The 15,197-nt window shown below is 46.3% G+C and carries 17 protein-coding genes; 4 read left to right on the plus strand and 13 right to left on the minus strand.

Features of this window, described 5'->3' with window-relative positions; translation table 11 throughout:
* The first annotated feature begins 34 nt into the window (after nt 1-34).
* Nucleotides 35-469: a MerR family transcriptional regulator gene (locus LC20001_RS08010; RefSeq protein WP_029508026.1), complete on the plus strand. Its 435-nt coding sequence runs from the start codon at nt 35-37 to the stop codon at nt 467-469.
* Between the two features lie 52 nt (nt 470-521).
* Here the strand turns inward: LC20001_RS08010 and LC20001_RS08015 are convergent, their stop codons facing one another.
* The gene (locus tag LC20001_RS08015; RefSeq protein ID WP_010011157.1) at nt 522-1,385 is read right to left on the minus strand and encodes an NmrA family NAD(P)-binding protein; all 864 of its coding nucleotides are present in this window, start codon (nt 1,383-1,385) and stop codon (nt 522-524) included.
* Between the two features lie 248 nt (nt 1,386-1,633).
* On the opposite strand from LC20001_RS08015, the gene LC20001_RS08020 reads away from it, so the two are divergent.
* The gene (locus LC20001_RS08020) at nt 1,634-2,503 is read left to right on the plus strand and encodes a DegV family protein (RefSeq protein WP_003679426.1); all 870 of its coding nucleotides are present in this window, start codon (nt 1,634-1,636) and stop codon (nt 2,501-2,503) included.
* 153 nt (nt 2,504-2,656) lie between these two features.
* On the opposite strand, the gene LC20001_RS08025 is transcribed toward LC20001_RS08020, so the two are convergent.
* Complete coding sequence (locus tag LC20001_RS08025; protein WP_010011155.1) at nt 2,657-3,283, minus strand: histidine phosphatase family protein; 627 nt, start codon at nt 3,281-3,283, stop codon at nt 2,657-2,659.
* A gap of 148 nt (nt 3,284-3,431) precedes the next feature.
* Nucleotides 3,432-4,157: a M57 family metalloprotease gene (locus LC20001_RS08030; RefSeq protein WP_010011154.1), complete on the minus strand. Its 726-nt coding sequence runs from the start codon at nt 4,155-4,157 to the stop codon at nt 3,432-3,434.
* 203 nt (nt 4,158-4,360) lie between these two features.
* Between LC20001_RS08030 and LC20001_RS08035 the strand changes: the two genes are divergently transcribed.
* Nucleotides 4,361-5,371: a DNA/RNA non-specific endonuclease gene (locus LC20001_RS08035; RefSeq protein WP_010011153.1), complete on the plus strand. Its 1,011-nt coding sequence runs from the start codon at nt 4,361-4,363 to the stop codon at nt 5,369-5,371.
* Between the two features lie 162 nt (nt 5,372-5,533).
* Nucleotides 5,534-6,865 (plus strand): replication-associated recombination protein A, encoded by a 1,332-nt coding sequence (locus LC20001_RS08040; RefSeq protein ID WP_010011152.1) that lies wholly within the window; start codon nt 5,534-5,536, stop codon nt 6,863-6,865.
* Between the two features lie 43 nt (nt 6,866-6,908).
* On the opposite strand, the gene LC20001_RS08045 is transcribed toward LC20001_RS08040, so the two are convergent.
* From LC20001_RS08045 to LC20001_RS08090, 10 genes are all read right to left on the minus strand, one after another.
* Nucleotides 6,909-7,331: a hypothetical protein gene (locus LC20001_RS08045; protein ID WP_010011150.1), complete on the minus strand. Its 423-nt coding sequence runs from the start codon at nt 7,329-7,331 to the stop codon at nt 6,909-6,911.
* Between the two features lie 111 nt (nt 7,332-7,442).
* Complete coding sequence (locus LC20001_RS08050) at nt 7,443-7,961, minus strand: VanZ family protein (protein WP_010011149.1); 519 nt, start codon at nt 7,959-7,961, stop codon at nt 7,443-7,445.
* Between the two features lie 270 nt (nt 7,962-8,231).
* Entirely contained in the window at nt 8,232-8,549 is a 318-nt protein-coding gene (locus LC20001_RS08055; protein WP_010011148.1) for a carboxymuconolactone decarboxylase family protein, read from the minus strand.
* Nucleotide 8,550: 1 nt separating this feature from the next.
* On the minus strand, nt 8,551-8,973 hold the full coding sequence (locus LC20001_RS08060; protein WP_010011146.1) for a cupin domain-containing protein: 423 nt from the start codon (nt 8,971-8,973) through the stop codon (nt 8,551-8,553).
* Between the two features lie 97 nt (nt 8,974-9,070).
* A complete protein-coding gene (locus tag LC20001_RS08065; protein WP_010011144.1) occupies nt 9,071-9,814 on the minus strand; it encodes an SDR family oxidoreductase in 744 nt (247 codons plus the stop codon).
* A 20-nt stretch (nt 9,815-9,834) separates the two neighbouring features.
* A complete protein-coding gene (locus LC20001_RS08070) occupies nt 9,835-10,347 on the minus strand; it encodes a flavodoxin (RefSeq protein ID WP_225358941.1) in 513 nt (170 codons plus the stop codon).
* 212 nt (nt 10,348-10,559) lie between these two features.
* Nucleotides 10,560-10,868: a hypothetical protein gene (locus LC20001_RS08075; protein ID WP_010011142.1), complete on the minus strand. Its 309-nt coding sequence runs from the start codon at nt 10,866-10,868 to the stop codon at nt 10,560-10,562.
* An 848-nt stretch (nt 10,869-11,716) separates the two neighbouring features.
* A complete protein-coding gene (locus LC20001_RS08080) occupies nt 11,717-12,604 on the minus strand; it encodes an alpha/beta hydrolase (protein ID WP_010011141.1) in 888 nt (295 codons plus the stop codon).
* Between the two features lie 29 nt (nt 12,605-12,633).
* Nucleotides 12,634-14,082 carry a glycoside hydrolase family 1 protein gene (locus LC20001_RS08085; protein ID WP_099267141.1) on the minus strand — a complete coding sequence of 483 codons (1,449 nt, stop codon included), beginning with the start codon at nt 14,080-14,082 and terminating at the stop codon, nt 12,634-12,636.
* On the minus strand, nt 14,045-14,983 hold the full coding sequence (locus tag LC20001_RS08090) for an ROK family protein (protein ID WP_010011138.1): 939 nt from the start codon (nt 14,981-14,983) through the stop codon (nt 14,045-14,047). The genes LC20001_RS08085 and LC20001_RS08090 overlap by 38 nt, the downstream gene beginning before the upstream one ends.
* Nucleotides 14,984-15,197: the final 214 nt, after the last annotated feature.

Consider the following 15,197-nt stretch of genomic DNA (forward strand, 5'->3'; position numbering starts at 1 on the left):
TCAACACTAAAATTCAAAAAAAGAGGTTAAATTAATAATGAAGACTTTTTCAATTGGTGAAGTGGCACAACAGTTTGATTTGTCGATCCCGACGATCCGTTATTATGATAAACAAGGTTTGATCCCCGATCTGGCTAAAGACGCAGCTGGTAACCGAGTGTTTACGCCGTACAATATCGCTACGCTAGAAATAATCCAATGTTTGAAACTGGCGGGGATGCAGATCAAGGATATCAAGGTTTTCATTCGTTGGTGTCTAGCCGGTGACGCTACCCTAAAATTGCGCAAAGCGATGTTCGATAATTTAAAAGTGTCACTGGAACAGAAGATGCAGCAATTAAGTGCCACACTGGACGAAATCAATTTCAAGCAAGCTTATTACAATAAAGCTATCGCCGATGGTACTGAAAAGTACGTACAAACAATGTCGACAGAGCAGATACTAGCGGCCGCACAGAAATTGGGCTAAATAAAAATCTGCTCAACTACAACAAGGCAGTTAAGCAGATCGGCAAAATCAACTAAACAGTTCGATAATTAGCTGCCAAAAATTCACGCATCCCCTGCGGTTGCTGACCAGTGATTCGGGCAAAGTCAGTCGACACATCAGCCAATAAGCCTAACGCGCCAGCGTGGTACATGGAGGCTAATTCTTGACCGTCACCTTCGGCCGCATAGATCGCCGCAAATTCGGCCAGAGTCACCGGTTGATAGCCGATCGGTTCACCAGTAACTGTGGTCATGATCTCGGCCAACTGCGGCATCGTGTAGTTTTGCGCTTGGGATAATAAATAAGTTTGGCCATGATCACGTAGCTGCGGCTGCACCACTAATTTAGCGATGGCAGCGGCGCTATCTTGTTGGGTGATGAACGCTAATGGCTGCTGACCCACCGGATAAATAATGTTGTGTCGCTGGATCAATTCTGGTAAATACGGCACCAACGGATCAGCGTACAACGCATTTTTAACGATCGCGTAGTCAAACTCAGAGGCCGCCAACCGCCGCGGCACATAGCCGTAGTAAGCCGACATTCGAAACGGATTATTGGCTTGATCGGCGAAAAAGCTAACGAAGATGATTTTCTTGACTTGTGCCTGCTGCATCGCGGCCAACGTGTTTTCCAATTCGGTCACCCGCTGCACTAAATCGTAAGTTTTGCTGGGAATATAGATTAAAACGTCAGTACCAACCAGCGCCGTTTTCATTAACGATACGTCTAAATAATCAGCCGTGACGACTTCCAATCCTTGCGCCATCAAATGCGCGGCTTTGGCTGGCGTATGCACCGCAGCACGAATTTCGTTAGGTGCGACCAGCTGTAACATGGCTTGGACCACTAACCGTCCTAAATGGCCGGTGGCACCGGTAATCGTATATTTCATTGCAAAATTTCCTCCTTTAACTTCAAGTCGACCATTTAATGACAAGTGCTGTTAGTTCAAGCATAGCGACTTTTATCATGCTGAGCAACTTATCTTATTGATCGGGGGTCAGATTCTTGCACCCTAGCGCAAAAATACTTATGATTAGCTTATAAGTTAGGACGAACCATTTTATTAAGCGCCTTAACCATTGCCTTTGTGTAAAATGAGCGTAGAATGAAATGATAATATGAACGAAGGAGCACGCTATGTATCAGCTATTAACCGATTCAGCCGTTGATCTACCTTACCAAACGCTTGCCGACAATCAGGTCGATTTTGTGTCGATGCATGTGGATATCGCCGGGCAAAACTACGATGATGATCTGGAACACCATTTTGACCTTGCACATTTCTACCAACAAATCGCTAACGGCGTGATGCCATCAACTGCCCAGATCAATATTGGTCAGTTCGTTGAGTTTTTCAAACCCTACGTGGTGACCAAAACGCCACTGCTCTACTTAGGTTTCTCTTCTGGGCTCAGCGGAACCTTTAACAGCGCTGTGCAGGCACGGGCAATGTTACTGGAGGATTATCCTGACGCCCAGATCTACTTAGTCGACTCACTGGCGGCCAGTTGTGGTCAAGGCTTGATGTTGCTGGATGCCATTGATAAAAAAGCCGCTGGCATGAGTATCACTGAATTGACCGATTGGCTGACCACTAATCGGCTGCGCTACCGCCAGTGGTTCACCGTGGATGATCTGAATTATTTGTACCACGGCGGCCGCGTTTCCCGCACTTCCGCGGCGGTGGGTTCATTGCTCCACATCAAGCCAGTGATGGACGTTGACACGGCTGGCCATTTGCGCGTGGTTAAAAAAGCCCGCTCACGGCGGAAATCGCTGGAAATGTTGGCCGCCAATACAGTGGCCACTTTAGCCGAGCCCACGACTCCGCGAATCTTGATTGCCACCACCCAAGCAGAGGATGCGGCTAACGTGGTGCGGGAACAGATTTTACGTCAGGTGCCCGGTGCTCAAATCTCACTGCAGCATATTGGACCGACGATCGGCAGTCACACCGGCCTCGGTTGTGTCGCCGTGTTCTCACTGGGAGATACGGAACGGGCATAGAAACTTGAACATGCCATAAAAAATAGACGCTTGCGACGTACGTTACGTATGCCACAAGCGCCTATTTTTTCACGGCAAAACCACAACTTTCCCAAAACTATCGCTACTAGCTAGGTATTCGTGATTATGATCTGTGGTGAAAAATAAGCGCCGTTAAAATGCCACTTCGACCCACGAATCAGCGCGGGTCACCAATTTAGTTACCCCCGCATTGACGATCTCGGTGTGGGCACTAAATCCTGGTGCGTAGCGCAATTTAAGCATCCGGATATAATTGCCGTGGGGCACCAACAACACCTTGGCGGTAGCTGCGTTTTCCCGCCGGATCTTGGCCAAACCTTGGTCCAACCGCGCCTGCATCTGCGCATTATCTTCAGCATCGTGGTACGGATCAACCGCCTTGAACGTATCCAAAATCGTCGCCAACGACGTGTGAGTAAATAAGGCATCCAACGATGGCTGGCCCAAAGCCTGACAGATCTGCGCCCAAGTTGGTGCATTTTTGGCGCCTTCAAATCCACCAAAGGCCGTTTCGCGAAATAAACGGCTGGTTTCAACCGCTAAATTGCCGGTTAGACTAGGCAATAATAACTGCGCGGTGGCCTGAGTGCGACCTGAATCGCTGGCGTATAGCCGCGTAAATGGAATACCAGCTAGTTTTTGCCCACAAGCACGCGCTTGGCTTTCACCCCGCGGCGTCAAAAAAGAATCACTCCAACCTTGCATCCGCTGATAACGATTTAAATAAGTCTCCCCGTGGCGCACTAAATATAGTTCCATTTTATCGCTCTCCTAACGATATCGCTTACATACTTGATTATACCAAAAAAGGTCGCAATCAGTCCTGCGACCTTTTTTGGTTACTTCTTTGCTCGTGTTAAAGTTGGCTTAGCCTAAACGTGATTGAAAAACACTTTTTCAACACACGCTAACTTTCATAAATGCTTTTCAGTCCAGCGATATCCGCTGCGGTCAAACTAGTTTTACCTTGATCGACCGGATACATCACTGAATCTTGGCTGTCACTGTGATCAAGCCCTAGGGCGTGACCGAGTTCGTGCACCGCCACCGATTTGCGGAACGAAGCGGTGTAAGTAGCGTTCAAACTCGCGCTGGCGTGATTAGCCGTATAAGCGCCCCAACCGATGCGCTGAATAATGTTGGGCCCGCCGTGACCAAGCTCGATCGTGCCGCGTTCCGCCGCCGTCATCGTTTTATGATAGATCGAAAAAGTGATTTTATTTTCCTCACTATCACCGGTACCGGCGACTAATTTAACGATCCCCGTTTGGTTATAAACCGCAATGGCTTGGGCAAACGCCTGCCGCGCGGCGGCCGGAACATCGTCGTCAAACTGATAATAATACGTATTGGCCAACATTTTGCCTTGAACATTAGGTTCGATCGGCGTAGCTGTCGTGGTCGCCGCGCTAGAGCTGCTGGTCGCCACCGAACTGCTAGTCGAATTGGTGGAACTCGCTTGACTGGCGGCGCTGGACGTTGCTTCCGGTGCGACTCCCGCCGTCCACTGCGCCACTTCATTGGTTAATTTATCTGATAGTGCTTTAAAATCACTGGTGGTAAAAATATATAGACCGGCAAGCAAAACAACTGCCCACACAATTGCCCACAATAAGCCTTTGATAGCTTTCAATCACATAGCTCCCTCTTAAGCTAATTTCCTCATCTAAAGGGTAAACATATGCTACCACATTTTATTACCGAACATTGCTGACTTAACTCTTTTTTAACAAACGGCTACGCAATTTTTTGGTTACAGCTTTTTTGAATTTTTCATGATAAAATAACAATCAGTGCCTATTCGCGGTCAACGAATAATTATACGGAGGGGTTTAGATGAAACACAAAGGGAATTTACTGGTCAGAATTGGGGTCACTTTATTAACGCTGACTTTGGTCGGTCTGGGGACCAACCAAACAACGGCCACCGACAGTACCACCACTGTTCACGCGGCCAAAGTCACCAAAAAGCAAGTCGGTAGCAAAACTGCTTTACAACAACAAAATGATGCATTACTTAAGTTAACTTATAATGGCACGCAAACGGTCGAGGTCAACAACAATCAGCCCACGTTCACTCAAGCCAACTTGAGCACGGCTAAAGGCGCTTGGCAGAAATACGCCAACTTAGATTCATTGAACCGCCCCGTGGTCGCCAACGCCCTACTTAGTAAAAGCCTGATGCCAACGGAAAAACGCGAACCACTAACCGTTGATCCAACTGGCTGGCGGAATAAGAAGATCAAAAGTGGCTATTTATACAATCGGTCACACTTGATTGGCTTTCAATTAACGGGTCAAAACAACAATCCGAAAAATTTGATCACTGGTACCCGTTCGTTAAATAGCCCAGAAATGCTGCGCTACGAAGACGACATTGCCTACTACATTAAAAATAATCCGAAAGCCTACGTCCGTTATCAGGTCACGCCGGTTTTCAAGGATAACGAATTGGTTGCCCGCGGCGTCCACATGCAAGCTGAGGCGGTCAATGGCGCTAACTTGAAATTCAACGTTTACATTTTTAACGTGCAGGATGGCGTCACAATCAATTACGCGGACGGCACTAGCCAGATCAGCGCCGCCGCCCAAGCAACAAGTTCAGCGGCTAGCACAGCAACTAGTTCGTCAGACGCCACTACGACAGCGGCAGCACCGACCACTAGTTCCAGCGCTACCACCGGTCAGATCAGTACCGATGAGCAAGGCCAAATCGTCGGTAATGTAAATAGTAAGATCTACCACACGCCTGACCAAGCCGGCTACAACATGAATGCGGCCAACGCGGTTTACTTCAATACTGAGGCTGAAGCGCAAGCCGCCGGTTATCGTAAATCGTTGCGGTAAAATAAGTTTAACGCGAACACCATTATTGGTGCGTCGCGTTTTTTTATTTCCCCAGCCAACGTGGTAAACTAAAATTAGTTTTTATCATTGATTTAGCATCAACGTGGTTGCAAAAGTAGCTTTTGCAACCACCCTCAAACCAAGCAAGTGAAGTGAATCGATATGGAACAAGAATCATTATTCGCCGCTGATAGCCAGCAAAATAGTCCGCTAGCTAATCGCGTGCGGCCGCAAACGTTGGCTGAGTTCTCTGGCCAGCAACATTTACTGGCACCGGGCAAAATTTTGCGCGAGATCATCGACCATGATCAGCTTTCCTCAATGATCTTCTGGGGCCCACCTGGCGTCGGCAAAACGACCTTGGCGCGGATCATCGCGAACCAAACAAAATCGCATTTTGTCACCTTTAGCGCCGTCACCAGCGGCATCAAGGATATTCGTAAAATTATGGAAGAAGCGGAAATGAACCGTGAAATCGGTGAGCGGACCATTGTGTTCGTCGACGAAATTCATCGTTTCAACAAAGCTCAGCAGGATGCTTTTCTGCCCTTTGTTGAACGGGGCAGCATTATTTTGATCGGCGCCACCACCGAAAATCCTTCGTTCGAGATCAATTCCGCCCTACTTTCGCGCTGTAAGGTATTCGTGCTCCATGAGCTACAAGTCAGCGATATTGTGGCTTTGTTGACTAAGGCTTTGCAGAATCCCCACGCCTTTCCTGATCTGACCGTTAATATCAACGCTGATGCCTTGCAATTACTGGCCGAATTTGCCAACGGGGATGCGCGGGTGGCGTTGAACACGCTGGAAATGGCCGTTTTGAACGCCGACCATCAAGACAAAAAAGTCACCATCGACACCGCAGCGTTGAGCCAGTTGATCAACACCAAATCGTTGCGCTACGATAAACATGGTGAGGAACACTACAACATTATTTCCGCACTGCACAAATCGATGCGCAATAGTGACGTCAACGCGGCGATCTACTGGCTAACACGCATGCTGACCGGCGGTGAAGATCCGCTGTACATCGCGCGGCGGTTGGTGCGTTTTGCCAGCGAAGATATTGGCTTAGCCGACACCCGCGCCTTATCGTTGGCGGTGGACGTTTTTCAAGCGTGCCAGTTCCTCGGGATGCCCGAATGTAACGTTCATTTGACCGAAGCGGTGATCTATTTGTCGTTGGCGCCTAAGTCCAACGCAGTTTACGCCGCCACCGAAGCGGTCAAAGCCGACGTTAAAAAAACCGGTAATGAGCCGGTGCCGCTACAGATCCGCAACGCGCCCACTGGTTTAATGAAGGAACTCGGTTACGGCGCTGATTACCAGTACGCCCACGATAGTCAAGAAAAACTGACCACGATGAAAACCATGCCGCCAGCGCTGGAGGGCCATGAGTACTACGCGCCAACGGAACAAGGCAACGAAAAACGCTTTAAACAGCGGCTGGCCTTTTTGCAACAATGGCATCGCGAACATGATCAAGATGAATAAAAAATGGCAGCGACTTGTGAGCAGTCGCTGCCATTTTATTGTCCTAAAACGTCACCTGTTGCACGCCGTTACCTAAACCTTGATCGACTTCTGCGCTGGTGATGCGGATTTCGTACAACGCTAATTTAGGGCCGATCAATTCTAAAACGTGGGCAAAATCCGGGACCTGTGCTAAAAATTGCGGCTGCATCTGCGCCAAAGTCCGTTGCGACGCCTGCCCAGTCGCCTGATTGCTGGCCACGTGCGCGTTGCCCGTTTCTGGTACAGTGGAAAAAGCAATGCGGTCGCTGGCAAGAAATTCTTGAACGCCGCGGGAGTCACGCACCGACGCGAAATACAGCACGTTTGGCGTGGTTTCATCCCAGACAAAATTGACGATCCGTAAATTGGGTACATTATCTAAGCTGGTGGCGTAAGCAACTTTGTTGGCGCCGCCGAGCACCTGAGCTAAAGCGGTTAATGACATTTAAATTCCTCCATTTTTGACAAAATGTGCCTGAAATTTATCATTCCAAACCTTTGTAGTGTAAACGTGGCTCAAAAGGCAAATTTCTGCGCCCTTTGAGCCACACTCAGATTACACGCGTAAATGCATGCCTAACTTGACCAATACCAGTAACGCCACGCACAAAATCGTGCCGACGACGGCGATTTGGTTGATGACTTTTTGCATTTTATCGCTATTTTGCACTCCTATTTTAACACCTTGATAGACGAATAAGCCAATGATCCCGCCTAGCGTATTGTTGATTACGTCGGTGATATCGGTGGCACCGATCCCGAAAATAAATTGGACGACTTCGCAAAAAACGCTGACGGCGATGATCAATTTGACTTTAAAGCCGATTGGTTTGAATAAATTAGCGGCATAGAGCCCAAACGGCACGAAAACCAACACGTTTAGCAGCGGTTCGGCCCAATCGATGTGGCCGTTGATCGCCGCTGAGGCCGCAAACGGGATCAAGTTGATACTACGGCGACTGCCCAGTGGAATCAATGACAAGTTTAATTTGACAATGATGATCCAAAATAACGCGATCAGATAAATACCGAACAGGCCTTGAGTTAATTGTTTACTTTTAAGTTTGCTGGACATAAGCTCACTCCTCGCTGACTTATTTATTACGCCTAGTATCGCAGAGCGAGCCTAAATTAACCTTAATAAATAACAAATTTTTTCATAAGCCGCAGCAGTTTAACTTGCATTGACACCAATCTGCACATTCAATGCAGACAACGTCGAGCTATTTTCGTTCTAGGGCGACCACCATTGACGTTTGCCCAATATGTGCACGATTTTTTGTAATCGCGCAAAAAAGCAGCCATTGCGGGCTGCTTTTTTAGTACTTAATTTATTTAAAGCGTACTAGTCACCATAAATTTCTTTCGCCAAAGTAAAGGCAGACCAAGCTTTTGGCCAGCCAGCGTAAAAGGCCAGATGTGTGATCAATTCGACCATCTCATCTTTAGTGACGCCATTTTGCTTCGCAATTTTCATATGCGCTTCCAGTTGGGGCACGCCTTGGGTAAACAAGCTGGCAACGGTGATCAAACTCCGATCACGGGCCGATAATTTATCCTCGCGGGACCAAACTTCGCCAAAAAGAACATCATCATTCAATTCCGCAAATTTAGGCGCAAAGTCACCTAAATTATCGCGGCCAGCAGTTTGTTTTTTAGCCATTTTATTTAGCCTCGCTTTCAACAGCAGCATATTGTTCGTCAGTAACGGGTTCTAACCATTCTGGTGTCCCTGCCGTGATCGCAACATGAGAAAACCAGCTATCTTTAGTAGCGCCATGCCAATGCTTAACGCCATCATGAGTCACGATCACGTCACCAGGAACCAAGTGCTGGGCTGGTTGGCCTTCTTCTTGGTACCAGCCTTCGCCGCCAGTGACCAACAAAATCTGGAAACCATCGTGATGGATGTGCCAGTTATTGCGACAACCTGGTTCAAAGGTAACGTTACCGACACCAACGTTGACCGCTGGATCAGCGACTAAACCTTGTAAATAACTTTGCCCGACAAAATACTGTGCGTACGCATCATTTTTAGCGCCGCGGGGAAAAATAACCCCGTCTTTAACATTTTCATTTTTAGCCATCATTATCATGCTCCTTTGAGATTTTTTTGCGGAAACGTGCTAAAAAAGGCAGCTTATTGCATCTAGCTACGTAAGCTTAACGCCTTTTTTAGACACTCTATGCTTGTTTCGTTGGGTAGATCGTAAATTCGTTGACGTTAACGTCTTCTGGTTGGTCAATGGCAAAGTTGACAACGCGAGCGACGGCGTCTGGGGTGATGCCAACTTGGGCGTAAAACTGTTCCATGCCGGCTTTGGCGTCTTTGTCGGTGATCGTGTGCAGCAATTCAGTATTGATCGCCGCCGGGTACAAGCTGACGGTGCGAATATTAGTGCCTTCTTGCGCGCTTTCCATCCGGATGACTTCCATTAAGTTACGCACGGCAAATTTGGTGGCCCCATAAACGCCGGCGCCAGTGAAACTCTTGATCCCCGCCACTGATGAGGTGGTGATGATCTGACCGTGTTTTTGCTTAGTGAAGTCTGGCATCACTGCCGCTACGCCGTTCAAAACACCTTTCAAATTAATATCGACCATGTCGTTCCACTCTTCAGTATGCAAAGCACTAACTGGTGAAGTGGGCATGATCCCAGCATTGTTGAAAATCACATCAATGCCGCCAAATTGCGTTTTGGCTAAGTCGACCAAGGCCTGTACTTCGGCTGGTTTGGTCACATCCGTCACGCGGTATGCGGCTTGGCCGCCGGCAGCTTCGATTGCCTGAACGATCTCTTGCAAACGCGCTTCACGCCGTGCACCTAAAACGACTTTGGCCCCATTGGCGGCTAATAATTTAGCACTGGCTTCACCGATGCCGGAAGAAGCGCCGGTAATAACGACGACTTTGTTTTTAACTGTCATTTGAAAATCTCCTTATGTGTTCATTTAAGTTGCAACGACTGCAACCAATTGGTCAGCGCTTGATCGGCTTTATAAGCGTTGGAACCGCGCACGGCCAACCCTGGCAACAACTGCGCTTGCGGCGCTAATTTCTGTAATGCATCCAAACTGCGGCCAAAACCGCTGCCTTCATGCGTGCAAAAAGGATAAAGTTGCTTGCCGGCTAAATCGACTTGCTGTAAAAAGGTGACCACCACTTGCGGTAACGTGCGCCACCAAATTGGAAAGCCGAGAAGAAGTTGCGTTTGCGCAGTTAAATCAACGGTCAGCGGCGCCAGCTGGACTGCGGCGGCTTGCGCCAATTCTGCTTTGGTCCGCTGCAATGTTGCCGCATAATCCTCCGCCGCGTAAGCCGGAATCGCCTGCAAGGCCACCGCTGGACAACCCAGTTGAGTCGCTAATTTGTCCGCCACCAACGCGGTATTACCCACATTGATGAACTGCGCCGCACCATGTTGCTTATTCTGTCCGGCGCGGGAAAAATAGATCACCACCGCCAACCTGTTCACCACCCTTCGCTTAACTTACGAGTACTAGCATAAAGCCAAAAGTGATATACGTCTAATGCTTATTTTTAAGTTATGTATGCTTTTTGAGCATGATTAATTAACGACAACCGTAAACTAAAAATAACCCCCTGATCAAATTAATTTGATCAGGGGGTTATTTTGCTCAGTCCCACTAAATATCGATTAATATACTTTCACTATTCCCGATTAGCTGCTAAAACAGGTGTAGCACCTTTTGCAACTGATTTTAAGAATTGCCGCTGCAATTGCCAATGCTGCCAACCAGATAGAGATGTATAACTAACTGCCGCGCGATACAACGTCCGATCAGCCACAGGTAATTCTAGCTGATAATTCCGTGCTGCTATCGCCAGTTTAGTTATGATCTTCCGCGGTGCAGTTGGCTCATAATGTTGTTGCCAATACTGAATAACATTCTGCTGTGCAAGTCTTGATTCTTGTAAATTAATTACGAAAACACCTTTCGCTTTCTGAAAACGTAACAAGCAATGTAACTAGTATTATACAAAGCTTATGCTAAGTCAATGATTTAGCCTTCCAAACTAAATTAAATTTTGATTATCTGTAAATAAAATACAGTATTTATCATTGGCATTAGTAGACTTTCATGAAAACTGCTTTTATACTCAAGTACCATCTAGATAGTATTCCCCAGATAAAAATAGTATTCCGCCAAATGTTGAAGTCGACTACGGTTATTACAATAATATAGTTTCTCAACCAATTTTTCATATCGATAAGTTACCATTAACGCATGACGAGTTGGTTCTAAAGCCTTTATTTAATACGAATGGCACTAAATAATTATTTTTCGGAAAGCGATTTGTCTTGATCAGATATTCGCCGATTAATTTGTGCAAGTAGCGTCACTGTCAAAAAGATCCGGAGCAAGCAAACTGCTGATCACCAGACTAAACCTAGATTTGATTCCCACAATCGCCCGCATTCGAATTGGTCCCGTATAACTAGTGCTAAGGTTGTCGGCGCTAAAATCACTGAACCCAGCCCTGTGAGGCGCGAGTTGTCACGACCATTGTGACACTGTGGAAATACCCACCAACAATGACCCCAAGCTGAACACCAACCTGGTAACAAAAAACCGCCAAAGATCAGCATATACATCTTAATAACAAAAAAAGTGCTCACGGATTCAACTTTAAATCGGAGACACCATGCCGTATTCTTGTTTACTCTTTTCACAGCTAAAATTTGATCAATAGCCACACTTTAAGCCCTGAAGCTCATTCCAGGGCAAGGGAGTTGGTTGGAAAAGTTTTATTTTCTGAAATTAAGCGCAAAAAGGCACTCAGCGTGTTACTCTGAGTGCCTCAATTTACTTCAAATACCGCCGAAAGAAATTCAATTCAGCTAAATTGCATTCCTGTGCCAACGGATCTTTTTGATCAATATGGAAAACATGCCCACGTGGATCATGCGTATTACCATACATATGCGTTTCATGAAAAATTTGTTTAGCTCGCAAGAAACCAGTTAACTGCCAAGTTTTATCTCGTAAAAAGTCCTGATTAGCGGTCATGATAAAAAGTGGCGGCAACGCTGGTGTTAAAAAGTTTTCTACCTGCAGCTCAATACGTTTTTGTTGCAAAATGGTTAGTGGTAGATAAGCTTGTACGGCGCCGGTGATCATCCCTGGGTCGGTAATAAAATACGCGCCAGAATTCAAAGCTGCAGCACGAATTTGTAGCTTGGGTACAGTGTAATCAAAATAACGCCGATATAGTGGGTTTGTGTAAATAGCTAATAGTTGCTCAGCCATTTGTGCACCTGCGCTATCGCCAACGATAAATACATTGTTAACGTCAAGATTATATTGAACATGATTAGCCGCTATCCAATGAAAGACTTGGTCCATGTCAGTCAATTCGCTCGGATAAACGACATCTGGTCCCAGTCGATAACTCGCATTAATGAAGGCAAAGCCGTTTTGGGCTAGATTCAAACCATAAAATTGATAAGTTTCCTTAGTGCCATACACCCAACCGCCACCATGAATATTGATGATCACTGGCAGTTTGGCGTGAGCTACGTGTGGTAGATAAATATCCAATAAATTATATTTTGGGTCATCACCGTACCTAAGATTATCGAACCGTTTTACACCAGAGAGCGTCGTGGGCAAACCAGCATCCCGCACCGCGTCACTTTTTTGCCACGCCACACGTATTGTCGCAACCGCAGTCAAAATTTCCTGTTCATCCATACTAGATTTCCTCGTATTCTATAGAAAAACTATAACTTAGCACCGTTACTTTGAATCACCTGTTGATACCAATAAAACGAATCTTTCTTGATTCGACGTAAACTACCGTTACCGGTATCATCTTGGTCAACATAAATGAACCCATAGCGTTTACTCATTTCCGACGTAGAAAAACTGATCAAATCCAGCGGTCCCCACATGGTATAACCCAGCAAAGCAACACCATCGGTAATGGCTTCCCGCATTTGCGTAATATGTTGCCGCAAATAATCGATTCGATAATCATCATGCACTTGGCCATCAACTAATTCATCAACGGCGCCGAGACCATTCTCAACGATGAATAGCGGTTTCTGATAACGATCCCACATTTCGTTCAACGCAATCCGTAAGCCAATCGGATCGATTTGCCAACCCCAAGCAGAAGTTTGCAGATAAGGATTAGCTTCCCCTAACGCTAAATTTCCCGCAGTAGTCGCCGTGCTGCCGTGGCGCGTTACCGTCGTCATGTAATAACTAAAACTAATGAAATCAACTGGGTACTGAGCTAAAATCTTTTCGTCATCGGTCGCCATTTTGATTTTGATCTGATGTTCGGCAAAATAACGATTCATATAATTGGGATACGCGCCTCGCGCCTGAACGTCGGTGAAAAAGAGATTCTGTTGGTCAGCTTGTTGCGCAGCGAGAACGTCTTGCGGATCTGGTGCGGCCGGATAAGTCTGCATTCGGGCTAACATACAGCCAATCTTCGCCTGCGGATCAATTTCATGTAACTGTTTAGTGGCCAGGGCACTGGCCACAAATTGATGATGCAACGCTTGGTAACGAATCTGCAGCTGAGCCTGTTTGTCTAGGTCAGTGTCCACGGCGCCAGTTTCGTGAAATCCCCAAATGCCAGTATTGATCTCATTAAACGTTAACCAAAATGGTACTTGACCGCGGTAACGTTTAAAAACCGTTTCCGTAAAATGATTAAAGGCGGCGATTGTTCGGCGATCGACCCAACCATTCCACTTCTGGGTCAATGCAATCGGCATTTCATAGTGTGATAAGGTGACCAAGGGTTGAATGTGATACTTGGCTAATTCGGCCAAAACGTGATCATAAAAGGCTAAGCCGGCCGCGTTAGGTTGCGCTTCATCACCTTGGGGGAAGATTCGCGCCCAGGCCATTGAGAAACGATAAACCTTGAAACCCATTTCCGCAAAAAGTTTAACTTCCTTATAGTGATGATAAAAATCGACCCCACGGCGCTTAGGATAGGCCGTATCGGTGGGATCAGCGATAGCCGCTTTAATTGAATCAGCGGTCACATCGCCCATTGACGCATGGTCACGATCACCTTTGCGAACCACTTCGGCCGTGGTTAAGCCTTTGCCGTCAAGATTCCAACCACCTTCAACTTGATTAGCGGCTGTAGCTCCACCCCAAAGAAAATCAGTTGGAAACTCGCTTGTTAGTTGTTGTTTGTACATTTTGCTCCTCCTTGTCGTAAGCCATTATAAAATGATACAGTGCGCCATAGAGATTGGCATCATTGTGAAATTGGCTGGTGACGATTTTAGGCCGACTTAAAGTCGCCGCAAAAACGGCATTATCCTGGCGTAACTGATCAAATTCGGCATTGATCGTTGCACCCACGATCGGCTGTGCCGAAATACCGCCACCGATCACATAACAATCGCCATCGATGATTGTTTGAACATTATGGATCATTAACGCCACTGAACGACAAAATTGCTTAAAAAGTGGCCAAACTCGTGAATCATGCGCATTGATTGCTTGAAAAACTTGTAAACCATTCGTTTCATCAACTAGATCAAGTTTTTGCGCCGCTGCCTTGATCATTTGTACGGCAGAACTTTGATCGCCAAAAGTGCTCTGCATCGTCGTTCCTGGATCACTTTGCATAAAGCTAAATTCGCCAGCTTGTTGGTGACTACCGTAGATCAACTGCCGATTCAAGACAATGCCACCACCAACCGCGGTTCCTAAAACAACGACGGCACCACTATTTTGTTGGGCCAAAGCCCCGCACCACAGTTCGGCTAAAGTTGCTGCCTTACCATCATTTTCCAATGCAATTGGTAGTGTTGTCTGCAACTGCTCTGCGAAGTTAACCCCATCAAGAAAGGGCAGCGTACCACCAAAATGAACTTGTTGTGTCAGCAGATCAACTTGTCCAGGTAAACTAATGGCAATACCAGCAATTTCTTGGGCATATTGACCAATGATTTTTTGTAACATCGCGATGAACTGAGGTAACCCAGCTGTCGGCGTTGCAACACTGCCTTTAACTAATAATGCCCGCTGTGGTGTCATTATGGTGTATTTTAAATTAGTGCCACCAATATCGAATACAAGTATTTTTTTCATTTTCTCACCTACCAGACATAGATTTTTACTTAAAACGCACCTAAAATTATAGCCAGATTATAATTTTTATAGCAATTCTTGAACACTTCATACATTGCTATCTACAAAACAAATAAAGCGTTAACAACCATTATTATGCCTATTTTCCAATTAATTTTTTGTTAATTAGAGTAAAATTTTATCTGATCCTGCTTTTTAAACGTAAGTCTGCTAC

Source organism: Loigolactobacillus coryniformis subsp. coryniformis KCTC 3167 = DSM 20001, assembly GCF_002706425.1.
GTDB lineage: Bacteria > Bacillota > Bacilli > Lactobacillales > Lactobacillaceae > Loigolactobacillus > Loigolactobacillus coryniformis.